Below are 22981 nucleotides of genomic sequence, written 5' to 3'. Positions count from 1 at the left end.
AAACGGAACCCTTTAATATATTATCACTTGTTCTTTTTCATTTATAATGTTTTCGTTTGGGTGTCTTCTTCATAATGTACCGAGAATCTACTTACACTTTTGTTACATAGCGTTTTACTTCCTCCCAATAATCCGTCTCCTTTTCAGGAACTTTTGCCCAATCTTTATCTGGATAATGTGCTTGTACATCCGAAAAACGATGATTGTCAATAAAGTGAGGATCTACTGTGCAACCTTTTAACGCGCTTATTGGGGAAAAGAAAAGGTAACCATCAAAAAGATCTTTTAAACAAAAATTCATATAACCCGATGAATAATAGCTAGCATCTTTCAGATCTCCAATACAGGTACCCAATAGATCGAATCCCATTGGAGTATGATCAAATTCAGCCATCAATTCTTCAATCTGCCCATTTGCTGGAGATTGGTCTTCAGCTAGACTTTCTTTATGTGAGAAGCGCTGATGTAACAGAATAGAAAAAACATCATGCGGATAACTTTGATAAATTAAGTTACCTAAGAAGCCATCATTGAAACGAATAAAGTTAGACGCTGTTTCATCATATTGAGGGTAGTGATACCTTGTAAATGCATGAACGGTTCCAGTTAGAATTACGATACGCTCGTTCTTTTTAATGATTTCATCTTCAATAATCTGAAAACGATATTTTTCTGTATTTCCCTTGTGAAAAACCTTCGAACAACTTTCTGGTGTGCGAACTCCGGAGAAATCTTTCCAATTGTACTTATAACTTAGATTAATGATTCGAAACTTCCGATCACCTTTTTCAAGCTTAGAGTTAAGCTCCCATGCAGCACGATACAAATCCCAATATTCTTTATATGGCCATTTCACGTTATAATTGAAAATCAGCCGTCTTGCTATTTCTTCATCAAATCTTTCACCCGTTATCAGTTCATCTAAAGCATCTTGGTCTTCACTTGCACCAAATTCCATTCCTAAATGATAAACGCCACAACGGTACAATTCAGGAATCATTTTATTAACAAAATCTAGATTCTGTTTCACCGCATGCCTTTCTGCTAATAGAACGATAGGATATTCCTTACATTTACAATTTAAGTACTTTTCTGGTGCTAACATGTTTTCTTTTAAATGATGAATCCATTCCGATTTCATTTGGACACCTCTAACTTTGATCCTTTTTTTCGTATACTATTCTCATCCACTTCTCATTATATCCTGACCTGTTGCTGGATACATCCGAATCTTGGCTAATCCTTCTTCAAGAAGGAGAAATGCTATTTTTATGGAATTTGAACAGGTGAGAAAATGAGGATATAAAGATTAAAGAGAACCTTTATGAATAAACTTAGCAATACCTCTTTCTCTTAGAGTTACTTTATAACTCTCTATAGTATTTGCAAAAGGAAAGCCGCCCCTTATTTCTTGAGTAGAGTGAATTGGAGGATGTAAAAAAATTTCTGTTTGGTGGGATTAATATATATACAACAATCTGGTGCGTTGATCCAGGAAGGATTAACGCCTTTATTATGGAACTTATTGAACATTGTGGAATAAGCAAGACAAAATGTTCGTTAAGTTCAGGAGGTTGAATAATATGCGAAAGGTCACAAGGTTTAGGACCGAATATATTACTATATTGTTAATGGTATTGATAATTATTGTTTTTTTTATATCACTATTTACTGGGCTAACATCAATTAAAGAAGCAATTACATATACTTTAATAATTGTACTACTTTCTTTTTTAACGGCAGATATCAGAAATGATACAAAAAAGAAGAAATCGTCAATTATGGCTTATAAGTATGTTTTGTTGATATTTCTATTCTCTTTTTTAACTTTATTCTAAACAGCCATTATTCCACTAACGAGAGCTATAATCTAAGATCGGCTGCCAAAATTGGTGGCTTTTTGTTTTTTGAAAACGTACAACAAAAATAGGTAATAAACGTTAAAATAGGAATGAACAATTTAAGGAGATTTAAAATGAAGAATGTACTTGGAGAAATAAGAGAGTAGCAACATTTTGTGCCACTCTATTTGTCAGTATCATTTTATTGATAGTTCCTTTTTTCGAGGGGAGACACTAGGTCCAAAATTATAGTTTCTTTTATTATATTTTTATATGCCGGTATGAATATCTTAATCTTTGGTAGTTATGTATCCTATTGTTTAGAGTTTTTGTTGAAAAGTGGGGGGGATTACACGAATCTCAGTTTATTGATGTATATACTACTTCATGGTTTTTTAATAGGGATAATTTTTAAAACAGTTTATCTTGCCATCATTGGTTTAATAAATAACGATAATGTTGGGGATAAAAGATATCGATAGTACAAAGTTGCTGAAAAAACAAGATATGTTAGATAAACAATTAGGACGTAAGATGATGTTTGGAAGAAGACAGGGGATATAATGTTGTTAGTTTTCATACTTCATATTTTGATAAGTTTCATGGTGTTATGAATAGCATTGATCCCAGCTCAAATAGTAGAATTTAAAAGAAGTACTCTAAATAATATGGTTGGGATAATTGGATTATCAGGCATTTTTTTAGTGGGTAGAGGGATTTTTATTGGGATTGGAGAGTCTTTACATACTTATATTTATATAACATTGATTTTACAATTTATTATTCTATGTTCATTCTATTTACTTTACCGTATTTTTAAAAATATGGGGTATTCAAGTTTAATAAATCTCAGCTCCATTTCCTTAGTCATAATTAGTTATTTAACTTATGTTTACTATATTATAGGGAGCTTTTTGTATTAATGGGTGCATTTGAAATAGATTCAAGAGAACAAAAAGGATTTCTGATTAGGTTATAAAATGTACATATCGTCAATGGGAGAGATTATGATGACTGAAACAATTGTACCAATGACATTTGATAGAATAGAACAATGTGTTGAATTATATATTAATGTTTTTAACAAAGAACCATGGAATGAGACCTGGACAGATCGAGATGCTAAAGAAAGACTAACGGATTTAATGCATACACCTAAATGTCTTGGCTATTTGTTATATGAAAACGATGCTTTAATAGGATTCATTGCCGGAAATAGTAAACAATCGTATGCAGGATTCACTTTTTATTTAGCTGAATTTTGTATTAGTAATCAGATCCAAGGCAAAGGTTACGGTTCGAAACTTCTTCTGTATTTAGAAGATGAATTAAAGAAAAGAGACATTTCAAGCCTTTATTTATTAACAGCTAATGGAGGACTTGCAGAAGCGTTTTATCTCAAAAATAACTACACCATAAATGAGAATAGAATCGTTATAAAAAAGGATTTATAATTTGTTTACGATATCTGTTTACTTCACAAACGGGTAAGGTTTTGTGGTTTTTTAATTCATTGGACAGGTGTTAAATTTACATGATCATACCCTACTATGTGCTGAATAAGCCTATTTTGGTAAGATTAAATTTCATATAAATTTGAATAAAGAGGAGTAAGAAAAGTGAAGAAAGCTAACCTTTGTTTTATAGGTGCGGGGTTCCATGCATCTACAAATATTTATCCATCTGCTATTGAAGCTGGAGCGGAAATTCAAGCCATTTCTACAAGAAATCTTAATCGTTCGAAAGATGCACTTCGACGCTTCGGAAGCAATGGAACACCGTATGATGATTATAAAGTTATGCTCAATTCTGAAGAGTGTGATGGCGTTGTAGTAGTTGCTCAACCTGAAGATCATTTCTCTTTAGTCATGGACTGTATTAGAGCGGGAAAAAATGTTTATGTAGATAAACCTCTTGGCATGAATGCTGATGAAGCTGAGGAAATCGCGAATGCTGCTGAGGAAGCAGGGGTCATATTAATGGTAGGATTTATGAAACGCTATGCGCCCTGTTATAAGAAGTTAAAAGAATTAATCAATAGTGCTACCCTTGGACAAGCTCGCTCTTTTCAAGCGAGATTTACTGTAGACAGCACCCCTTTTTGTAAAGACGATGAGCAGTTTATGAAGCTCGCTGCTATACATATAGTTGATCTAGTCCGCTTTTTGTTTGGTGAAGTTGTTCATATATCCGGTTTTAAAAACAGTAACAGTGAATTTATCTCTCAGAGTATTTCATTAAAATTTGAAAATGGAGTCGTGGGTAGCCTTTATTTTACAGGAATGACAGCTTGGTCAAGGGAAAGCGAAAATGTGACAGTAACATTCGATAACGGATTTGCGATTGCAGATGAAGTTCATACACTTACTGTACATAAATCTCAGACCTTTGACCAACTACCTTGGAAATCACTTGCAGAGAATGATACCGTATTTGCGCCTTCTGCATCTCCTATGTCTGGAGGTTACAGGGATCTTTATTTGCGTGGTTTTGTTGGAGAAATGTCTCATTTTATAGAGAGTTGTATAAATGATAGAGAAGCATGTTCGAGTGGACGTGATAATGTTCGTACGATGCTACTCTGTGATCATATCCTAGCTGAATTGGTTTAGGTTGAAAGAAAGTCAATGAGTCAGAAGAAAGGGTTGGAGGCTTTAAAGGTCCAACATTTATCATTTAAGATTTTAAGAATTTACTATTTGTTGAAAAGGTTAATAACAAAAACTCTAATGGGTGTGGTGTTTTTATGAGCCTATACTACGGAAGTTATCCTACATAATACTAACACTACTTATTCGACGTAATCAGCAAGTAAAATGTCGTTCTTTGCTAGTTACAGAGTGACATTGGATAGGTAATGTATAAACTGTACTGCTAGTCATATCCAATAATAGTGATTGTGTAAATAGTAACAGGGAGGACCTATATGTATGACGTCTCATTCTCGAATAAAAATCCCGGCAGGATTTTGGACAGGATTTAATCAATTGGGGATTGCCTCCCACGATGTGGTTAGAAAAGCACGGCTTCCGCTCACCATTATTACTGAACCAGATGTCACCACCGCCCAATATTTGGCGATCTGGCAAGCTTATTCCGATCTCATTGATGACAATGCAAAAGGAATTATCGAGCTTACGAGCGGTTTTGAAACAGCTCATTACCCACCTAGCGTTTTAGCTACTTACCACGCTCGTGACTACCGTGACGCTCTAAAGCGAATGGCCCGGTACAAACAACTTTGCCCCCCTGAAAGTTTACGTATCATCGAGGAAGGTGAGAACTGTACAATCGAACTGGATTGGTTGGATATCGATCAACCTGGTCCGCCCCTGCTGGTTGGGATTACGCTAGCATTTCTTCTGGAGCTAGGACGCCGTGGCACTGGTAAACCATTAACGCCGAGGTTCGTCGAATTTTCACACGCTATGGGCGATGTACAGGTACTTGAAGATTACTTTGGCTGCCGTATTCAGATCGGTGCAAATTATAACAGGTTGACATTATATAGAGGAGATCTGGATCGTCCGTTTGTTTCGTACAACGCGGAGTTACTGGAGATTCTCACTCCCATACTAGACCAATCGTTAAACGAGCAGCAACGCAGTCGCTCAATCACCGAGATGGTTAAGTGGATTACGAAACGGAGCTTAACAGGGGGGCGCCCTGACATTCAGACTGTCGCTAGCGAGTTGGGGATGAGCGATCGTACCTTACAGCGTAGGCTTACTGACGAAGGGACGAACTTCAAGCATCTTTTGACACAAGTGCGACATGAGCAGGCACGAGAGTACTTGGCAGACCCCTCCCTCGATATTAAAGAAGTGGCATTCCTGATTGGATATGAAGACCAGAACTCGTTCTACCGTGCCTTTCGCCTTTGGGAAGGCGATACTCCTTCAAATTGGCGTAATGAACATCTAGGTAAACACTCGTTAAATAGGCACTATCTTTAAGAATAATATTTTTCACACTAATTAAATACAGGGGAGAAATGAATTGTGGATATGAAATTACACAATAAAACAGCATTAGTTACCGGGTCGACGAAAGGGATAGGTAAAGCAATTGCCATTGAACTTGCTAGAGAAGGTGTTCATGTACTAATTAATGGACGAAACTATGAAGAAGTAGAACGAGTTGTAAATGAAATTAAATCAGATTTCCCAGCTACATCTCCTCAAAATGCTACAGCTGATTTAGTGGATATTCAACAGAGAGAAGTTTTGTTTGAAAAATATCCCAATATTGATATTTTGGTTAATAATATGGGGATTTATGAAATCATGCAATATGAGGATGTAGACGATGAAGTATGGGAAAAATATTTCCGCACTAATTTTCTTGTTGCAAATGGATTATCTAAATTTTATTTACCTAAAATGCTGAACAATGATTATGGCCGCATTATCTTCATTGCGAGTGAAGAAGCAATGATGCCTTCAGGACAAATGCCTCAGTATTGTACAACAAAATCAATGCTATTATCATTGTCAAAAAGCTTATCTAAATTAACAAAAGGAACAGAAGTAACAGTTAATACAATCATGCCAGGACCAACGCTCTCTGAAAATGTATATCAAATCATTGAAGGGATCTACCCAAATGAAGACATGAATTTTTCAGAAAAAGAGAGAGAATTTATGACTACAAACCTACCTCAATCTGAAATTCAGCGATTTATCAGACCTTCTGAAATAGGTAGATTAACTACATTTGTATGCAGTCCTTATGCATCCGCGTTTAAAGGAGCTCCCATACGTATGGATGGGGGAATGGTACCGACTATTTTTTAATTTCTATAACTAAAAGTAATTCTGTGAGTTTGCAGACACCTATATGTCTGCAAACTCTTCTTTATTGAGCTCTGTTAAAGGTATATTGGTAATCTTAAAAATGTAGAAATCACATTAAAAAAGAACACTAAATACAGAAAATATTCTTTTGTGATGAGCTATACTAGAGATTGGATCTATAGAATATGATTTATGAAGAAGTGGAGTTTTCTTATGCCTAAAATCGACAATATGCTAGCCGTTTTATGGATGCTTCGGTCAGGTGAAAAAGTCACTGCCAAACAAATCTCAGAGAAGTTAGAGCTCAATATTAGGACGGTGTATCGATACATTGATACCCTTTCAACAAGTGGTGTACCTATCATTTCAGATTCGGGACATAACGGTGGATACTCTCTATTGAACCAATTTATAGAGGCTCCTCTTTTCTTTGATATTGAAGAGCAGACGTCACTGTTTCACGCAGCTGTTTTTGCAGGTGAAGCGGGCTATTATGGAGGTGAAGCACTAAATAGAGCCGTATCTAAACTAGGTAGACACTCAAATCAAGAACAGGAAACAAAAAGAAACCAACATTTATCGAGTCTAGAAGTAATCAGCCACTTACCTTCGTTCTTTGCAGAATCTACGTTAAAGGAGTTGGAGACTTCAGTAGCTGATGAGTACTCTGTAAAGATTACCTACCAAAACAGTAAAGAGAACCAATCAAGTGATAGATTGATCGATCCATACAGAATCATCTATTGGAATAGGAAATGGTATGTGATTGGCTTTTGTCATCGTAGGAAGGAAGTCCGTAGTTTTAGAATAGATCGAATCGAAAGGCTCATTCAAACCGAAGACAAGTTTATTCGGCCAGAAGATTTTTCAGCTTCTGACTTTTTTATGAAAAGCCTACTGCCAACTCTTAAAGATAAAGATAAGAGCACCACTTTAGTTATTAATGGGAGTACAAATGCCTTGGGAGATATTGTCCAACATTGGTTTTTGGGACATTATTTACAGAGTCAATCATCAAATCAAGCAACATTTCTTCTGGAAAAAGATATTTTACATACATATGTTCCTCACATGCTTTTACCATACGGTACTTCGATTCAAGTGATTGAGCCTATAAGTCTTAAGAAAAGGATTATTGAGGTTCTGTCTGATCTAATAAACTTTCATCAAGTATGATAACTTCCCTGACGTTAACTGTCAGGGAAGTTATTTTATAATTGTCTATATTACATGTGATGAGGAAGTGTTATGGGATGGAAACAAGAAGAGTGTATCTGTATGTATTTAATACAATGTCAGACTGGGAGTATGGTTATTTAATTGCTGAGCTACATACAGGGAGGTACTTTAAAAAAGATACAGCACCTTTAAACGTAGTAACTGTAGGGGCTGATAAAGAAATGGTCACTACGATGGGTGGACTAAGTATACAACCAGATATATCTATAGAGGAGTGTAGCCTAAAGAGTAAAGATCTTTTAATTTTACCTGGGGGTAATACATGGGGAGAAGTTATTCATCAACCCATCATGGAAAAAACAGGCGACGCTTTAAAGCAGGGTACGATTGTTGCGGCAATTTGTGGTGCAACAGTGGCACTTGCGAATAGGGGTTACCTCGATACAAGAAAGCATACGAGTAATAACTTAGACTACTTGAAAATGGTCTGTCCAAATTATGAAGGAGAAAAATTATATGAGGAGGGACCAGCAGTTGCTGATGAGAATTTAGTTACGTCATCAGGAGTAGCTTCTCTTGAATTTGCGAGGGAAGTGATTAATAGATTAGATGTATTTACACCGAATACCTTACAATCGTGGTATAAGCTCAATAAGACTCAAAAGCCTGAATACTTTTTTCAGTTAATGAACTCAATGGAATAGTTAAGTTTGAAATATTACCGTAGGATAGGACTGCTTGAAAACGTAAAAGTGTATAACTTTTATAAAGAAATACGGTAAGACCTAGAGATACGTCTTATTTAGGAGTCATTGATAAGTCTTCAAAAGAGAATTTAAACAGATAATTTCCAATAAAGGATATCTTACCATTCCTTACGCATTAAGGCAGAAGTTGATCTGTAATACCTTTCAGATCATTATTGAACAGAAAGATGAAAGAATTATATTGGCTCCAAAATAAAAAGAAAGCCTCCATAAAAAAATCTCTGCAATCAAGTGCATTTCTTTAACTAAAGGAATGCGCTCTTTTTTATTGAAATAAGAGATTAAAGGTTTTTTAAAAAATTTAACATCTTGTCGATTATACAGATTGTTGATCGTCGTATGAGTGTATACAAAATTTTGAGTAATCGAGGAGAGAGGATCATGATATTTTTATGTATGGGCTATTACAACCCTGAAAAGATGGATGCACGTCCAAGGGCAGAGATTGAAGCCATTATGAGTGAATGTCAACCACACATTGAGAATTTTTATAATAGCGGTGAGGTTTTGCTTGATGCCGGTCTTGACACAGAGTCTAAAAGCTTGCGCCGTGTAGACGGCAAGATAATCGTAACAGATGGGCCATATACAGAAACTAAAGAAATGATAGGAAGTATTTTCATTTTTGAAGCAGAAAACATGGATGAAGCAATTCAACTTGCTTCTTTACATCCAACAACTCAAGTGAGCAAAGGTGAAAAGTTTGGCTGGCGCATAGAAATTCGTCCTGTGCATTATTTTAAAAACAATAAATGAATTGGGTAGAATTTTATATTCAATGAAGACACAATAATCTTTCGTAGTTGATTTGTTTTTCCAAATAATTATAAGGTTTCTTTTAGCAAACTAAGGTATAGTATATAAGATGAATTGAAGATATAAAAGTAGGTGAACAATGTGGGGAAATATCAATTGGATGACAAAGCTCAGGTAGCTGTGACAAAGTTTCATGAGAAACAGACGCCTGCCAGGTTTGATAAAAAGAAGCATCTTGAAAAACTACGCATGGAGTTTTTGAAAAAGAAGCAAAAACAAACAGATAAATAATAGGATGAAAACATAGGAAGTGATATACTTCCTATGTTTTTTATTTTATGTACTTTTTAGTAACTTCTGTAAAATCGTGAATTCTCTAAGAAGGGTAAACTTAATAACGCTATATCACTCTTTCTACTTTAATTATACTCCGAATGCTAAAAAAATTATAGACTACTCTTTCTTGCATTTTGCTTATATACTGTTCTAAACAAATCATAAAAAAGTTAGAGGTGTCTATGGATGAATGATAAAAAAGAAGTCTTAGATAAAGGTCCTTTCTTTCATGGAACAAAAGCAGAGCTGAAGATTGGAGACTTATTAGAACCGCTATACCAATCAAATTACCAAGACAAAAAATCTAACTATATTTATTTTACCGCTACATTAGATGCTGCTAAATGGGGAGCTGAATTAGCAAAATCTCAAGCGAAAGAGAGAATCTATATCGTAGAACCACTAGGTGAATTTGAAAATGACCCGAACGTGACCGATAAAAGATTTCCCGGTAACCCAACAAGATCCTACAGATCTAAATCGCCTTTAAGAATCATAGCTGAATTAAAATCATGGGAAAGACATTCAGAGCAAGAAATCAATCATATGCTTACACACTTGAAGACTTTAACTGAACAAGGTAAGAATGTTATATATGATTAACCACTTTTCAAACTTATTAACTAAATTCAATATGTAGACAAATCCCATTATAACTAAAATTGTAAAGCGGTTTGTTCTACGTTCTGGCATCCTCACTGATAAGGTGAGGATGTTTGTGTTCAAGGGTTTAATATTCATCAAATCCGTAGGAAAGAAATATTTTTTAAGAATTTAATGTTATAGAAGACGTTCGCAGTATAGCTGGTTTCAAGGATACGTTTTATTAAATTAATTTGTTAAATTTATGAAAAATTTGACTTTTTCTTATATCGTATGTAATATATAAATTGCATATGTAAACTATATTTAACATCCAACTGGGGTGAGAAATGAAGAATAACGTTAAAATAACTAGAATGAATGCTGCCATCACTCAGGAACAATTAGCGAAAAAAGTTGGTGTGACTAGACAAACGATCGGTCTTATAGAAAAGGGCGAGTTTAATCCCAGTCTTCAGTTGTGTATTGCAATAGCTAAAGAACTGCAGAAAACGTTGGATGAATTATTTTGGGAGGTTGATGCGAAATGAAATCTTGGATGTCTTTTTTACTACCGGATGATGAATACAAAGAAAGAAAGATGTTATATTTTTTCTCTGAGGGTGCAATCCTTCTTTTTCTTTCCCTATTTGTTATGCTTATCGGCAACAAGTCTTTCCATTTAGATGCACAAACAATCTTACTGGTAGCTATGGGTATCTTTCTTTTTTATGTGTCGGGGAGATATATCTTATCTGGCATTGAATACACAGATATTTCAACAGAGAGAGCCTACAAAAAAGAGTTAAAAGCTACAATCATGAAAACGGTTGGTTTTATTGCTATCTTTTTAACAATCTATCTATTATTTATTGGTGTACCTACGAGTCTGAACAAATGGCTAGAAATATCGGGGTTGTTAGTAAGTGTTAGTGTAGTAAAGTTTTTATCTACATATATATCATTAAAGCGATCTTATCAGAAGAATAAGGAACTACTATAAATTACTTTTGAATGATTACGATTTTTTAACCTTACGAGATCATGTTTTCGTAAGGTTTTTTTGTTGTGATCCTATTTACAAGCATAAAATTTCTAATTATTTCCTTCAGTTATTATAATTTGAGTTAGAGAGATAGAAGGGGGAAATATCGTGCATAACTATATTTGTAAGACGTGTGGGGTTCAAAATGAAGCAACATTACATGAACCATCGTCATGTTCCATCTGTAAGGAAGAAAGACAGTATGTGAGCTCAAAAGGGCAATCGTGGACAACATTAGAAGCGATGATGGAAAGCGGCAACTATAAAACAGAAGTTAGTGTTGAAGAAGAGAATCTGTATCGTGTTCAGACGAGCCCGAGCTTTGGAATCGGCCAGACGGCATACCTCGTAAAGGGCAAGGGGTATAACGTGTTATGGGATTGTGTGACTTACATAGATGAAGGTACGATTGAAGCGATTCAGCAGCTCGGTGGAATTGATGCGATAGCTTTATCACATCCTCATTATTATTCCACTCAAGTGGAATGGGCTGAAACCTTTAATGCTGCACTTTATATACACGAAGATGATAAGAAGTGGGTAACGAGGTCGAGTGAAAGAATCGTGTACTGGTCAGGTGACACACTCGAACTAAGTGAAGGAATCGTTCTTCAGAGAATTGGTGGTCATTTTAAGGGGGGCACCATCCTTGAATGGAAAGAAGGGAACCAGCAACAAGGTGTTCTTCTTTGTGGTGATATTGTACGTATTGTAGCGGACCGGGATTGGGTCAGTTTTATGTATAGTTATCCTAACTTTATTCCTTTACCAGGTGCTACGGTTGAGAGGATCGCTCAGCGGATGGAAGAACTAAACTTTAATCGTATCTATGATGCTTTTAACCGAGTGATCAAAGAAGATGCTGCAGAGTCCGTTCAACGATCAGCGAAAAGGTACGTTGATGCGCTGAATGGGGTGTTGTTCCAAACTTAATTTTTTACAATACCGTTCTCAGTAAGTTGAACGATGCCTGGCTAACAAAAAGATAGGTTTCCAAATTTGTTATAAATTGAATCAAATAATTCTACTAGGCAAGTCATCCGCTAGGAAAAAAGGTGGAAAATGTTAAAATGAATAGACTTTGGAAGCTCAGGCTGATAAAAATTTTGCTTTGAATGTAATTTTTTTGCATTAAATTATTCTTTATTTCTTTCAGTTTATTAATAAATTGGTTCAAAAACGTCTAACAGGTCGTTGTACAATTTGTTAGACGTTTAAGCTTACAATATTAGTGTTTTCGTTAGGTAGCGTAACATTTTATGGTTAGGGGACATTTTATGCCGAGTTTTGCCCAGGTCTCTGTGATCTCACGGTGAAAACATTAATTGGAATCCTTTTCTATAACCACATCACCATTTTCGTCTAATAATGGTGTAAGGGAAGTTCCCTGTGTAGACCAGGTATGCAGGTAATGGACATTTGTTGCTGTATCGACGAGTACTAAGATCATTCCGTACTGATAATGTTGCACGGATTTTTCAACAAACCTTTTTTCATTGTCATTTTTTTTTCCGAACATGATTATCACTCCCTGAATTAATTATCCGATACTCACCTGTCACGTGCGTTCAGTAAACTAGCAATAGCAGTCAAATTCGTTTAGACCGTTAATACTTCATATACCCACTGTTACCTTTTACAACTCCTAATTGTTCATAAATACTTTTTTCAGAACACCTCCATTAAATTGAGTTGTACCAACCTTACAATGGATTAATCATTAATTCAGTCATAACAAGCTCTAATGTACATATTTGGAGCTGAATTGTACTGATCTGAACTTAAATGTATGAATAACGATAACCAGCCAAACTTACCCGATTAGTCATCAGTCATGACTTTTCGAAAACTAACATACGTAAACAATGCTGCTCCGATTATCCATATAGCGATTATACATAATGGTAGCCAAAAGCTTTTTTGGTACAATTCGATTGCTTGCATGATGGGAAACGTATTAGTGACTCTAACTATCATACTGTCTTCCGCAAACTGAAATGTAGCAATCATTGGCGTGAAACCAAACAGGAACATGACTGGCATCAGATAACCGGATGTGGCAGCAAGCGATTTTGAAAATAGTCCAATACCGATACCTAACAAAAGAAAGAATAGGAACAACAAGATTAGTCCAATGATCGCCCTGAAGTTCAAAAACGGTTCAATGCCCACGATTATTAGTGAAACCATTAGGGAAATAACTGTGATGATCCCTGTAACAAGACTTTTCCCAATAATGATATCTAATAGCGAAGCAGGAGATTGTATCAAACCTCTCATTGTGTTCTTCTCATTTTCTTCGGCTATCATGCTCATCATGATGCCTGAAGTAACCATTGATAAAGTTGCCCCAATAATTACATATAGAAGTTTAATCGGAAGTTCTCCGTCAAAAGTTAGGGAGTAAATTAATGCGAGTAACGCATTACTTACTGGCAACATCAACAGCGCCATATTTTTTGGGAAATCTTTTATGTCTTTTTCAAAAATTGCAAGTATTCGTTGAACACTCATTATTCTAACTCCTTTCCAGTAACTTTTAGAAAGATCTGACCAAGTGTCGGATTATCCGTATGCATGGTTTTAACTTCTCCATTTGAGATCAGTTCCCTGATTTGCTCTGCCTTATCCGGTTGATTACTGATGACCAACCGATTGCCTTTAAAGGTTTCCACATGAAATGCGTGCGTGGAATATTTATAGCGGAGTGAATTCGGGCTGTCTAATTCCTGCAGTTCTCCATTATGCAAAAACGCAACCCGGTCACATAACTCAGTCGCTTCCTCCATATTATGAGTAGTCAAGAAAATGGTTGTACCTGCTTCATTCAGCTTTTGAAGTCCACGGTGAATATGTGCCATATTTCCAGGATCCAGAGCAGATGTTGGTTCATCTAGAAATACCAGTTTAGGATTGTGAATAAGCGCTTTGGCCAGCAGTACACGCTGCTTCATTCCTTTTGACAACATCGATACTGTTTTGGATCGTTCATCATGCAAATTAACTTCTCGCAGTACCACATCGATTTGCTTCAGTGGTGCACGATATAATTTACAAAATAATTTCAGATTATCATAGATCGTCAGTCGCTCATATAACGAGCTGTTATCTGATAATATTCCGATCTGGGATTTGAACTCTGACGTTCCGAAATTTGCTGAATCAATACCAAGTACTTTAACATCACCCACAGTTTGTTTCAGCTCTCCGGTTAATACCTTAACAGTCGTTGTTTTACCGGATCCACTTGGACCAAGAAATCCGAAAATCTCCCCCTGCTTCACATTAAAACTCACATTTTTAATGGCGGTATGTGCGCCAAAAATTTTCTGCATTCCTTTTACTTCAATGACATGTTCCAACTAAAACACTCCTTTCGACGATTTCCTTTATCGTAAAGGAGTGAATTACTGAATGCAGTCATATCAGGCTGAAATGTACGAAAAGGAGATTGAACTGTACTTATATCAAGTTAAAGTATCTTTAAAAAGACCTTCTAGTTAAGGTGAACTGTGTCTATTTGAGGATTAATTTTTCCTGGATATCTTGAATTTTAGAACGAGACAGGGGAATAGTTGACTGAACCTTATTGCTAATTCTGAGTGAATACGTGTTTTTTGACCATGTAATAATCTCACGTACCTTTTGCAGGTTTACTATGTAGGACCGGTGACAACGATAAAATCCAAAAACCTCTAACTTCTTGTCTACTTCAGCCAGTGTGTATTCCATCGCAAAAGATTCCTCATTAATAATAATCATTGTCTTTCCATCCTGACTTTCGATATAATCGATCTCTGTCGGATCAAATAGAATTATTTTATCTCCTACACGTGCAGAAATTTTGAATAGATTTGCAACAAATGGTTCTGTGGAACTTTCCATTTCAGGCTGTAATGTGGCCATTTCATCAACTTCAACTTCTTGCAACCCATTTTGTTGAAGCTTGTACACACTATCTCCAAGTAAAACTGCATGTTCCATGCTGGATACTAAAATAAGCACAGGTATCTGTAGATGCTTTATTTTTTGAAGCATATTAATAAACGTATTAACTGTTATAACATCAACACCGTGTATCGGCTCCAGGAATGCCATTTTCTTGTATCCGCTTATAAAATATTTAGCAAAGTATACTCGTCGAATTTCAGATTCGGAGCATTTGTCCAAAGCTTTCTTTGCACATGTATGCAGTTCAAACTCCACCAGAATTTGAGGTAATGGCATTTTACATTCGAACCATTTTTTAAAAAAAGCGATATTGTCTTCTACTGACAGGCGCATGTATAACCCCTCCTGTAGATCAAGAACGGGGATGCTAGTATTGCTGCGTAGGATTTTCACCAACTTAGCCTGCACATCAGCATCACTGTAAACTGATGTTGCCTGCGAATCGTTGACGGTAAGGGAAAATAAGGGAAGCGACTCGCCATTAATCACTTGTTCATCGATAGTAAAACATGCCATTTTTCTCATCCTTTCTTTTCCTTTTAATTACATTTTCGTAAGCTGGTTTAAACATTATGATTCCCTCATAACATTATCATTTAGAAGTTTGATAATATAGAAGGAATTAGCACATAGATTACATTTTTTAGCTTCATAGCAGTCATGATTGCCGCATCTCTTAATTCTACTCACTGAAAATTAAATACTCAATCTATTTCATAAGGAAAGCCTTTTCTTCATATTCACTTACCGACCTTTCTGAAAAAGACACAACTCCTTGTAATCCGAAACCTAGACGAATATATTTCTGCGTGTCAATTGGGTCAGATAAGACTGTTCTTCATGGTAAGGTATTGTTCAGTGAGGTGAATGACCTTTTTGGTCTCCACCTGAGTGATGAAGATGTAGATACGATTGGTGGATGAATTCTATTAGAAAACTTGGACATTGCAAAGGGAGACGAGGCATTCGTAGAAAATTACTGCTTTAAGGTCCTCGAACTTGAAGGCTATCATGGTAAATCACTAGAGGTCATTAAAATGCTCCTTGGACAAGATAGATAAACAAGATAGTGTTAGTTAAAAGGTTGTGGTTAAATAAACCACGGCCTTTTTTCGTTGTTGTGGGTAATTAATCAACATCTATTTCAACATACGGCAAATGAAGTTAGGCGTGCTTTATATGGATACATGGAAAATCCCATAAAAATATATAACTTAATGTACTAATGTTTCTTTCAGGTTTTTTTATAATAGAGATTTTCATTAAAATCAAAGTAATTTGATTAAAAATTAAAGTAATTTAAAACAAAGTATAAGTTTACTTTACTTTTTGTAAGAAATTAGTTTATAATTAAATAGAAGAGGTGATGTCATGAAGAAAGATTTTGGTGATTCCATTTCAAATAAGGTTTATGAATATCGTGTACTTGCCAGATTGTCGCAGCAAGAATTAGCAGAAAAAGTCGGGGTCTCCAAACAAACCATCTTTGTAATGGAAAAGGGAAATTATGTACCCACTCTGTTGTTAGCTTTTCGAATTGCTGAATTCTTTAAAGTGGATGTAAACGATATTTTTACTTATAAGAAAGGAATTGATGAAAATGGAAATTAAGTCGATTTCAGATATCCCTGGTGTAGCTTTTTATCCTTTGAAGTCATGGGCTGAACAGTCTACTGGCAATTGGAACATTCTCTTAGGAATTGGTTTTTTATTGTTAATGGTTAGTATGGTTTTAGCCTATGTGTTTTATAAGAAGATGGGGAATGAAGATGAACGGACAAAAAACATTTATCTGAAGAGCAGCTACTTTATGCTGTTGACAATCATTCTTTGTGACATCGTTTTTCCTACTGAGTATATGGCGAACATCTTCTTCTTATACAAATACGCACTAGCCATTCTAGCATGTGGCATTTATTTGGCCGTTCAATATAAAAGGGATTTTTCGTAAAATATGGTTGAAGCTCGCAACGAAATTCGTTGCGTTTTTTTATGTGGCTGAATTGTAACTAGCATAACTTGACTAGATTGTTGGAAAGGAAACTATCATTAAACGTCGTATTATTAAAATTACAGAGGCATGGGAATATGGAAGGCGCTTGTGAAGAAGTGGGATTTTATGCGGGAGGAGTAAATTCTGGTGAGAAAGACAGAGATACTTCCATGGACTGAAGAATGGAAGAACGCTTATTTAAAAGAAGAAAGTAAACTTAAAAGAATTTTTAAAGATGAGCTGATTGAAATTTATCATATAGGTAGTACATCATTACCTTTAGTTGGTTATGCAAAACCAATCATTGATATCTTAATCGTTGTAAAAGATATCGAGAAAGTTCATTTATACAATGAGGAAATGTTTTCTTTAGGATATGAACCAAGGAATGAACATGGAATAACAGGAAGAAGATATTTTACAAAAGGGAAACGTAAAAGATCCCATCACATTCATATTTTTCAACTTGGAAATGAAAACATTGAAACACATTTAACATTCAAAGATTACCTAAACAACAATCCAGAAGATGCAAAAAAATACGGAGATCTTAAAAAGGTGTTGGCAAAACAGTTCCCTGATGATACGCATAAATATCAAGAAGTTAAAGAAGTATTTGTTGATGAGTTAATTAAGAAAGCGGTTATCTGGAAAGAAAACTAAGATCCTTGTTCTTCCGCTATTGGGTGCATTTTTTTAAAAGTAGAAATGATCTTACTGCTTTTCATAATTAATCTAAAATAATAAAGGCGAGGAAGATACGATGAACCCCTTGTTATTAGATATTCCTTTACAATTAGAAACGGAAAGACTAATTCTTCGAGCACCACTTCAAACTGGAGATGGAGAGACTGTGCACCAAGCCATAAAAGATTTGTTTGATGAATTAAAAGCGTGGCTTTCACTCTTTCAAGAAATCCCTAGTGTTGAAGAAACCGAAATACTATTAAGAAATGCTCATATACAATTTTTAAAAAGAGAAGATTTTCGTTTTCTTATGTTTGATAAAGATGGAGGGAAGGACTTTATTGGAACAGCTAGCCTACACAGGATTGACTGGGATATTCCAAAATGTGAGATGGGCTACTGGATTCATACAAAACATAGCGGACATGGATATATGACCGAAGCTGTAAAGGAGTTAGTTAACTTTGGGTTAAATCACCTCGCATTTAAGAGGATTGAAATAAGATGTGAATCAAGAAACGTTAAAAGTCGCTCTATACCAGAAAAACTTGGTTTTACATTTGAAGGTACTTTAAGGAATGATGACCTATCGGCAGATGGCAGCATGCTGACAGACACTTGTATTTACTCTAAAACAAATGAACCCAGCTTGAGTTAAAGGTAATTAATTCAAGTCTTCAAGAAAAGGGTGCTTAAATGAAGCACTAAATAATAAATGTTAGGTTGAAAAACAAGGAGTATACTAATGAATGATTATATTGAACGTATTCAAGCAGTCTATCCTGAACTTTTAATTGAGGATGTTTATCCTAATGATATTGGTCAAAATAACGATGTTTTAATAATTAACAATTCTCTTGTATTCAGATTTCCCAAGTACGATAAAGGAATTGTAAGTTTAATAGAAGAAACGAAAATCTTAGAACTTATTAGGGGCACAATATCCATCCCAATTCCATGTCCAAAATATCAGTCATTTGACCTATTAGAACCTGGTAAAGTATTTACTGGTTATGAACGTATTGAAGGTGATCCTTTTTGGAATGAACATTTAGTTAGAGTTGATAATGTGGATTCAATAAAATTTGCAAAACAACTCGTAACATTTTTAATTGAAATTCATTCCATATCAAAACAGAAGTTGAATAGGGATCTAGAATTAAAAGATCGTAACCCTTATGAAGAAATGAAAGAACTCTTTAAAAATATACAGGACAAGCTCTTTCCGTTTATCAATGAAAAAGCTCAAAAGGATATCTTTTATTCATTTGAGAGTTTCCTTAATAATGAAGAACATTTAAAAACGACTCTTATACATGGAGATTTTGGAGCTTCGAATATCTTATGGAACCCCAAAAATTGTGAAATTTCAGGGGTCATAGACTTTGGTGGTACCCGTATTGGTGATCCTGCCTTTGATTTTGCAGGAATACTATCAAGTTATGGTGAGGATTTCTTTAACAAGTGTATAGACCTTTATCCAAATGGTTCAGAAATAGCTCAGCGTGTTACATTTTATAAGAGCACGTTTGCTTTACAAGAAGCGTTGCATGGTTTGATAAATAACGATAATCGTGCCTTCGAAAACGGAATAAAAGAATATCTCTAAGAATACGGTGGCTTAATGAACATAGTTTTTTAGCTTAGTCATTTTTTATTTAACATTAGGGTGCGATTCTAGAGAAGTAAAATGCACCATTATAATGCTGTAGTTAATAATTAATTTGAAAGGTGGGATTATGATAAATAATAGTTTCTGGTACCCTTTTAAACGATTGATAGAAAAAAAGTTTATCATAAGAGCCTCCTTCGTTTCGAAACAGAAAATATCTTATGAACTCTTCTATTCGTACAACACAGTTTAAAAGAGCAAAGAAAAATGCAAGATAAAAGTTATCCTGCATTTTTTAAAACGCTTATTTACTTCATCCTTTGGACGTAACCTTTGTTATTTTTTTACTTTAAGAATCTTTATTACTTCTTTAGTTGCTTCAGCAATAAGCTTGTCGTTATAATCAGCATCTTTTTGATCACGACTGGAAAGTACAGCAAGAACGATAGGGTCACTTTTTGGCGGCCAAATGATCGCAATGTCATTTCGCGTACCATATGATCCTGCCCCAGTCTTATCAGCTACTTCCCACCTTTTTGGCACTCCTGCTCGAATTAAGGCATCTCCAGTAGTATTTCTCTTCATCCAATCTATTAATAGTTCGCGTTTTTCTGTTGGGAGTATATCTCCCAGAGCATATGCTTGAAGACTAGTAGCAAGTGCTCTTGGTGTACTTGTATCGTGAATTTCACCGGGATTAACTTCATTTAAATCAGGTTCATAGCGTTTAGGGTAGGTAACATAATCACCAATTTCCTCCAGTGATCTTTTAAATCCAGTTGGTCCTCCCAGTTGTTTAAGAATAAGGTTTCCAGCAGTATTGTCACTGTATCGAAGAGAAGCATCCGAAAGCTCTTTAAGAGTCATCCCGGTATCAACATGCTTTTCGGTAATCGGACTATAAGTAACAAGATCCTCGCGTGTATAGGTAATTGTATGATTAAGGTCTTCTATTGATTTCTGTTGCAATAGTGCTCCTACAGCTAGAGCCTTATGAGTAGATGTATAAGCAAAACGTTCATCTGGATGATAGTTTACGGTTTGGTTGGTACCAGTATCCAAAGCATAGATTCCAAGTTTCGCATCAAATTTTTCCTCAAGCTTGGAAAAAACATGATGATTTGCAGTTCCTTGTTCATCGGGTCTTGTTACTTTGGCATCAACATGGCTGATTGAACCTACAAGAGTTGCACTAGAAAGAAATAGAACAGGGACAATTTTTCTAAAAGTGGATGAACGAAATATGTTGCTCAACGATTTCATAAAAATTCAACCTCTTTCTATTAATTATTTTCTTTCAAATAATAAATCTATGATAACTAATATATCAACAATGAACATAAATTGTAATCAAACTTAAGTATTGAAAACTAGAACAATAAGAATGTTCGAGTTTTATATGGTTACTCTACCAGGCGGTGCTGTAGAAACAGGAGAAACTTTAGAAAAAGCAGTTATCCGTAAAGAAAGGGGGAATCTTGTCTGAGAAAAGTCATTTTTATAATTATATGTATCTTAGTCCTTGTGGCATGTAATCAAGATAGTTGGAAAGAAAGTACCTTATTTGAGTCTGGTAGTTATACGATGATTGGTGAAAAAGATAAGATAGGTTTTATTTACGATGACTCAGAAGTCACTAGATTTTTCCCTAACAAAGAGCAGAAGTATATGTGGCATTTGTGGGAATCTGAAGACTTACCTGGTAAGCCGTTTAAAGTTATTGCCACATCACAAAAAACAGATGAAGAAGTGTCTCTTGTAGATTCAGTTGTAGGCGGATCAAACAATGGAGCTGATGCACATATCCCTTCGATGATGTCACTGCCTCATTCAGGGATGTGGAAGTTGAATGCGTACGTTGATGATAAATTGTTTGGTTCAGTTTATGTTAAAGTGCATAGTAATTAACGAATTATATTCCACTGCGGGTGCATTTCTTCAAGAAGGAGAAGTGCATTTTTTATTGAATGTTGTTAAACATATGTACAGAATCATTAAAGGAAATTGACTTCGTAGTTACAAACTTTTTAATCGTTTTAAACGGTTTAGGTAAAGAAAAATACTTTCTAATAATTCATTACTGTTAAAGGTTAGTAAGGGAAGGAATATTAAATATGAATAAATCCAAAAGCGTAACCTTTCTAGCAACACTGCTTCTTACTCCTTTTTTGTTAACAGGCTGTATTGGTGAAGATTACTATGAAAGTCCTCCAGAAGCATTTCTTCAGGTGGGCGATGAGCTATATAAACTTAAAGAAGGAAATCGAAAGTGGAACTTTACGGAAGGTGAATATGATAAAGAATACATAAGTTTAAAAGAACTTGCTGCAAAAGAAAAGCAAATTTCCGTTAACCCTGGAAGTAGCGGGTTTTTAATCATTGAACAAAATGAGATCGAAGGAATGAATCCATATTCGGGAGTAAGTATTGGTGTGGTAGCTCGAAAAGGTGAGGATCTCACAATGTTAAATGATGCTGACAAGACTTTCTTTTTCCCTAAAGAAAAGGGTAATTATGTTCTAGAAATAGACTTTGATTCTGATCAAGGTGATACAGAGTTCGTTGCTAATATTAAAGTAGAATAACTAGTGCACTCAGTGAAATTTGAGAGGTGAGAATAATGGTGAAAGCAGATAAGTAAGCCTCCTGAAACTTAAAAAAATATTTCAGGAGGCGAAATACATGACATTTCATGCAATCAATAAAGAGAATTGGGATAGAACTCCATATTTTGAACACTATTTACGTCAAAAATGCACCTTTAGCTTGACCGTAAATATTAACATTACAAGCTTACTTGAACAGATTCGGAAAAAAGGCATTACGTTTTATCCGACTTTCATTCACATGGTTAGTAAAGTTGTTAATTCTCATAAAGAATTCCGCACCTGTTTTAAGGATGGAACACTAGGTTATTGGGAAGAGATGCTGCCGAGCTATACAATCTTTCATAGTGATAACAAATCGTTCTCGAGCATTTGGACAGAGTATTCCGATCATTTTCATCGTTTTTACAAAAACTATAATGGTGATATAGAGCGATATTCTAGCATAAAGGGGCTATTCACGAAACAGAATGAACCACCAAATTCATTTCCGATATCCATGATTCCTTGGGTTAGCTTTACAGGATTCAACTTGAACATAAATGAGGGGAACAGTTATTTGTTACCGATTATAACAAGTGGAAAATATTTTAAACAGGATTCGACAATATTGCTTCCATTATCTTTACAAGTGCACCATGCGGTATGTGACGGATATCACGCTAGTATTTTCATAGAAGAGTTACAGCATTTAGCTGACGATTGCTATGAATGGCTTTAAATAGAACCAGGGTAAGAGCGTTACAGAGCTACAATGTATGATACGGAGTATTTGTATCGTAACTATAAAATCTAACAGATATCCATTTATTAAATAATTTCCAAGTGGA

26 protein-coding genes are annotated in these 22981 nt (G+C 35.2%); 20 read left to right on the top strand and 6 right to left on the bottom strand.

The features are described from left to right. Window positions 1–91: 91 nt before the first annotated feature. Window positions 92–1141 carry a hypothetical protein gene (locus IHV09_RS08430; protein WP_197264102.1) on the bottom strand — a complete coding sequence of 350 codons (1050 nt, stop codon included), beginning with the start codon at window positions 1139–1141 and terminating at the stop codon, window positions 92–94. A 1710-nt stretch (window positions 1142–2851) separates the two neighbouring features. Between IHV09_RS08430 and IHV09_RS08425 the strand changes: the two genes are divergently transcribed. The 12 genes from IHV09_RS08425 to IHV09_RS08370 all read left to right on the top strand — a co-directional run bounded on the left by IHV09_RS08425 (window position 2852) and on the right by IHV09_RS08370 (window position 12235). Further along, window positions 2852–3295 (top strand): GNAT family N-acetyltransferase, encoded by a 444-nt coding sequence (locus IHV09_RS08425; RefSeq protein WP_197131141.1) that lies wholly within the window; start codon window positions 2852–2854, stop codon window positions 3293–3295. A 165-nt stretch (window positions 3296–3460) separates the two neighbouring features. Beyond that, window positions 3461–4453 carry a Gfo/Idh/MocA family protein gene (locus tag IHV09_RS08420; protein ID WP_197264101.1) on the top strand — a complete coding sequence of 331 codons (993 nt, stop codon included), beginning with the start codon at window positions 3461–3463 and terminating at the stop codon, window positions 4451–4453. Window positions 4454–4771: 318 nt separating this feature from the next. Continuing rightward, window positions 4772–5797, top strand: a complete 1026-nt coding sequence (locus tag IHV09_RS08415) for an AraC family transcriptional regulator (RefSeq protein ID WP_197264100.1) — start codon at window positions 4772–4774, stop codon at window positions 5795–5797. Between the two features lie 45 nt (window positions 5798–5842). Then, window positions 5843–6637, top strand: coding sequence for an SDR family NAD(P)-dependent oxidoreductase (locus tag IHV09_RS08410; RefSeq protein WP_197191700.1), 795 nt, complete (start codon window positions 5843–5845; stop codon window positions 6635–6637). Between the two features lie 213 nt (window positions 6638–6850). Then, window positions 6851–7813: a helix-turn-helix transcriptional regulator gene (locus IHV09_RS08405; protein WP_197264099.1), complete on the top strand. Its 963-nt coding sequence runs from the start codon at window positions 6851–6853 to the stop codon at window positions 7811–7813. Window positions 7814–7890: 77 nt separating this feature from the next. Next, on the top strand, window positions 7891–8520 hold the full coding sequence (locus IHV09_RS08400; protein ID WP_197191702.1) for a type 1 glutamine amidotransferase family protein: 630 nt from the start codon (window positions 7891–7893) through the stop codon (window positions 8518–8520). A 444-nt stretch (window positions 8521–8964) separates the two neighbouring features. Then, a complete protein-coding gene (locus IHV09_RS08395) occupies window positions 8965–9339 on the top strand; it encodes a YciI family protein (RefSeq protein WP_197264098.1) in 375 nt (124 codons plus the stop codon). Between the two features lie 141 nt (window positions 9340–9480). Then, window positions 9481–9630: a hypothetical protein gene (locus IHV09_RS08390; protein WP_186320498.1), complete on the top strand. Its 150-nt coding sequence runs from the start codon at window positions 9481–9483 to the stop codon at window positions 9628–9630. A gap of 231 nt (window positions 9631–9861) precedes the next feature. Further along, complete coding sequence (gene arr / locus IHV09_RS08385) at window positions 9862–10278, top strand: NAD(+)--rifampin ADP-ribosyltransferase (protein WP_197191704.1); 417 nt, start codon at window positions 9862–9864, stop codon at window positions 10276–10278. A 329-nt stretch (window positions 10279–10607) separates the two neighbouring features. Then, a complete protein-coding gene (locus tag IHV09_RS08380; RefSeq protein WP_197130146.1) occupies window positions 10608–10808 on the top strand; it encodes a helix-turn-helix transcriptional regulator in 201 nt (66 codons plus the stop codon). Further along, the gene (locus tag IHV09_RS08375; RefSeq protein WP_197264097.1) at window positions 10805–11260 is read left to right on the top strand and encodes a DUF3278 domain-containing protein; all 456 of its coding nucleotides are present in this window, start codon (window positions 10805–10807) and stop codon (window positions 11258–11260) included. The genes IHV09_RS08380 and IHV09_RS08375 overlap by 4 nt, the downstream gene beginning before the upstream one ends. A gap of 150 nt (window positions 11261–11410) precedes the next feature. Next, window positions 11411–12235, top strand: coding sequence for an MBL fold metallo-hydrolase (locus IHV09_RS08370; RefSeq protein WP_197264096.1), 825 nt, complete (start codon window positions 11411–11413; stop codon window positions 12233–12235). A gap of 388 nt (window positions 12236–12623) precedes the next feature. Here the strand turns inward: IHV09_RS08370 and IHV09_RS08365 are convergent, their stop codons facing one another. The 4 genes from IHV09_RS08365 to IHV09_RS08350 form a co-directional block, all read right to left on the bottom strand. Beyond that, complete coding sequence (locus IHV09_RS08365) at window positions 12624–12821, bottom strand: DUF6440 family protein (RefSeq protein ID WP_197264095.1); 198 nt, start codon at window positions 12819–12821, stop codon at window positions 12624–12626. A 302-nt stretch (window positions 12822–13123) separates the two neighbouring features. After that, the gene (locus IHV09_RS08360; RefSeq protein ID WP_197191708.1) at window positions 13124–13816 is read right to left on the bottom strand and encodes an ABC transporter permease; all 693 of its coding nucleotides are present in this window, start codon (window positions 13814–13816) and stop codon (window positions 13124–13126) included. Next, window positions 13816–14664, bottom strand: coding sequence for an ABC transporter ATP-binding protein (locus tag IHV09_RS08355; RefSeq protein WP_197191709.1), 849 nt, complete (start codon window positions 14662–14664; stop codon window positions 13816–13818). The genes IHV09_RS08360 and IHV09_RS08355 overlap by 1 nt, the downstream gene beginning before the upstream one ends. A gap of 154 nt (window positions 14665–14818) precedes the next feature. Then, the gene (locus tag IHV09_RS08350; RefSeq protein WP_231618153.1) at window positions 14819–15778 is read right to left on the bottom strand and encodes a response regulator transcription factor; all 960 of its coding nucleotides are present in this window, start codon (window positions 15776–15778) and stop codon (window positions 14819–14821) included. 846 nt (window positions 15779–16624) lie between these two features. On the opposite strand from IHV09_RS08350, the gene IHV09_RS08340 reads away from it, so the two are divergent. The 5 genes from IHV09_RS08340 to IHV09_RS08320 all read left to right on the top strand — a co-directional run bounded on the left by IHV09_RS08340 (window position 16625) and on the right by IHV09_RS08320 (window position 19542). Next, window positions 16625–16864, top strand: coding sequence for a helix-turn-helix transcriptional regulator (locus tag IHV09_RS08340; protein ID WP_197130128.1), 240 nt, complete (start codon window positions 16625–16627; stop codon window positions 16862–16864). Beyond that, on the top strand, window positions 16854–17204 hold the full coding sequence (locus tag IHV09_RS08335; RefSeq protein WP_197264094.1) for a DUF2178 domain-containing protein: 351 nt from the start codon (window positions 16854–16856) through the stop codon (window positions 17202–17204). The genes IHV09_RS08340 and IHV09_RS08335 overlap by 11 nt, the downstream gene beginning before the upstream one ends. 189 nt (window positions 17205–17393) lie before the next feature. Next, on the top strand, window positions 17394–17909 hold the full coding sequence (locus IHV09_RS08330; RefSeq protein ID WP_197264093.1) for a GrpB family protein: 516 nt from the start codon (window positions 17394–17396) through the stop codon (window positions 17907–17909). 100 nt (window positions 17910–18009) lie between these two features. Continuing rightward, window positions 18010–18591 carry a GNAT family N-acetyltransferase gene (locus IHV09_RS08325; RefSeq protein ID WP_197264092.1) on the top strand — a complete coding sequence of 194 codons (582 nt, stop codon included), beginning with the start codon at window positions 18010–18012 and terminating at the stop codon, window positions 18589–18591. 87 nt (window positions 18592–18678) lie between these two features. Beyond that, complete coding sequence (locus IHV09_RS08320; RefSeq protein ID WP_197264091.1) at window positions 18679–19542, top strand: phosphotransferase family protein; 864 nt, start codon at window positions 18679–18681, stop codon at window positions 19540–19542. Between the two features lie 339 nt (window positions 19543–19881). Here the strand turns inward: IHV09_RS08320 and bla are convergent, their stop codons facing one another. After that, entirely contained in the window at window positions 19882–20808 is a 927-nt protein-coding gene (bla, locus tag IHV09_RS08315; protein WP_197130117.1) for a class A beta-lactamase, read from the bottom strand. A gap of 261 nt (window positions 20809–21069) precedes the next feature. Between bla and IHV09_RS08310 the strand changes: the two genes are divergently transcribed. The 3 genes from IHV09_RS08310 (at window position 21070) to catA (ending at window position 22872) form a co-directional block, all read left to right on the top strand. After that, on the top strand, window positions 21070–21453 hold the full coding sequence (locus IHV09_RS08310) for a DUF4871 domain-containing protein (RefSeq protein ID WP_370568948.1): 384 nt from the start codon (window positions 21070–21072) through the stop codon (window positions 21451–21453). A 206-nt stretch (window positions 21454–21659) separates the two neighbouring features. Further along, a complete protein-coding gene (locus IHV09_RS08305) occupies window positions 21660–22130 on the top strand; it encodes a hypothetical protein (protein WP_197264090.1) in 471 nt (156 codons plus the stop codon). Window positions 22131–22227: 97 nt separating this feature from the next. After that, the gene (gene catA / locus IHV09_RS08300) at window positions 22228–22872 is read left to right on the top strand and encodes a type A chloramphenicol O-acetyltransferase (protein WP_197264089.1); all 645 of its coding nucleotides are present in this window, start codon (window positions 22228–22230) and stop codon (window positions 22870–22872) included. The last annotated feature ends 109 nt before the right edge of the window (window positions 22873–22981 follow it).

It is taken from the genome of Fictibacillus sp. 23RED33 (assembly GCF_015903925.1).
GTDB lineage: Bacteria > Bacillota > Bacilli > Bacillales > Fictibacillaceae > Fictibacillus > Fictibacillus phosphorivorans.
This window is presented reverse-complemented; position numbering and strand designations above follow the sequence as displayed.

Bases quoted from the DNA above. Each gene is read 5' to 3' on its own strand.
- IHV09_RS08430 (WP_197264102.1), bottom strand. From the start codon at position 1,141: ATGAAATCGGAATGGATTCATCATTTAAAAGAAAACATGTTAGCACCA.
- IHV09_RS08425 (WP_197131141.1), top strand. From the start codon at position 2,852: ATGACTGAAACAATTGTACCAATGACATTTGATAGAATAGAACAATGT.
- IHV09_RS08415 (WP_197264100.1), top strand. From the start codon at position 4,772: ATGACGTCTCATTCTCGAATAAAAATCCCGGCAGGATTTTGGACAGGA.
- IHV09_RS08405 (WP_197264099.1), top strand. From the start codon at position 6,851: ATGCCTAAAATCGACAATATGCTAGCCGTTTTATGGATGCTTCGGTCA.
- IHV09_RS08400 (WP_197191702.1), top strand. From the start codon at position 7,891: ATGGAAACAAGAAGAGTGTATCTGTATGTATTTAATACAATGTCAGAC.
- IHV09_RS08395 (WP_197264098.1), top strand. From the start codon at position 8,965: ATGATATTTTTATGTATGGGCTATTACAACCCTGAAAAGATGGATGCA.
- arr (WP_197191704.1), top strand. From the start codon at position 9,862: ATGAATGATAAAAAAGAAGTCTTAGATAAAGGTCCTTTCTTTCATGGA.
- IHV09_RS08380 (WP_197130146.1), top strand. From the start codon at position 10,608: ATGAAGAATAACGTTAAAATAACTAGAATGAATGCTGCCATCACTCAG.
- IHV09_RS08375 (WP_197264097.1), top strand. From the start codon at position 10,805: ATGAAATCTTGGATGTCTTTTTTACTACCGGATGATGAATACAAAGAA.
- IHV09_RS08365 (WP_197264095.1), bottom strand. From the start codon at position 12,821: ATGTTCGGAAAAAAAAATGACAATGAAAAAAGGTTTGTTGAAAAATCC.
- IHV09_RS08360 (WP_197191708.1), bottom strand. From the start codon at position 13,816: ATGAGTGTTCAACGAATACTTGCAATTTTTGAAAAAGACATAAAAGAT.
- IHV09_RS08350 (WP_231618153.1), bottom strand. From the start codon at position 15,778: ATGAGAAAAATGGCATGTTTTACTATCGATGAACAAGTGATTAATGGC.
- IHV09_RS08340 (WP_197130128.1), top strand. From the start codon at position 16,625: ATGAAGAAAGATTTTGGTGATTCCATTTCAAATAAGGTTTATGAATAT.
- IHV09_RS08335 (WP_197264094.1), top strand. From the start codon at position 16,854: ATGGAAATTAAGTCGATTTCAGATATCCCTGGTGTAGCTTTTTATCCT.
- IHV09_RS08325 (WP_197264092.1), top strand. From the start codon at position 18,010: ATGAACCCCTTGTTATTAGATATTCCTTTACAATTAGAAACGGAAAGA.
- IHV09_RS08320 (WP_197264091.1), top strand. From the start codon at position 18,679: ATGAATGATTATATTGAACGTATTCAAGCAGTCTATCCTGAACTTTTA.
- bla (WP_197130117.1), bottom strand. From the start codon at position 20,808: ATGAAATCGTTGAGCAACATATTTCGTTCATCCACTTTTAGAAAAATT.
- IHV09_RS08305 (WP_197264090.1), top strand. From the start codon at position 21,660: ATGAATAAATCCAAAAGCGTAACCTTTCTAGCAACACTGCTTCTTACT.
- catA (WP_197264089.1), top strand. From the start codon at position 22,228: ATGACATTTCATGCAATCAATAAAGAGAATTGGGATAGAACTCCATAT.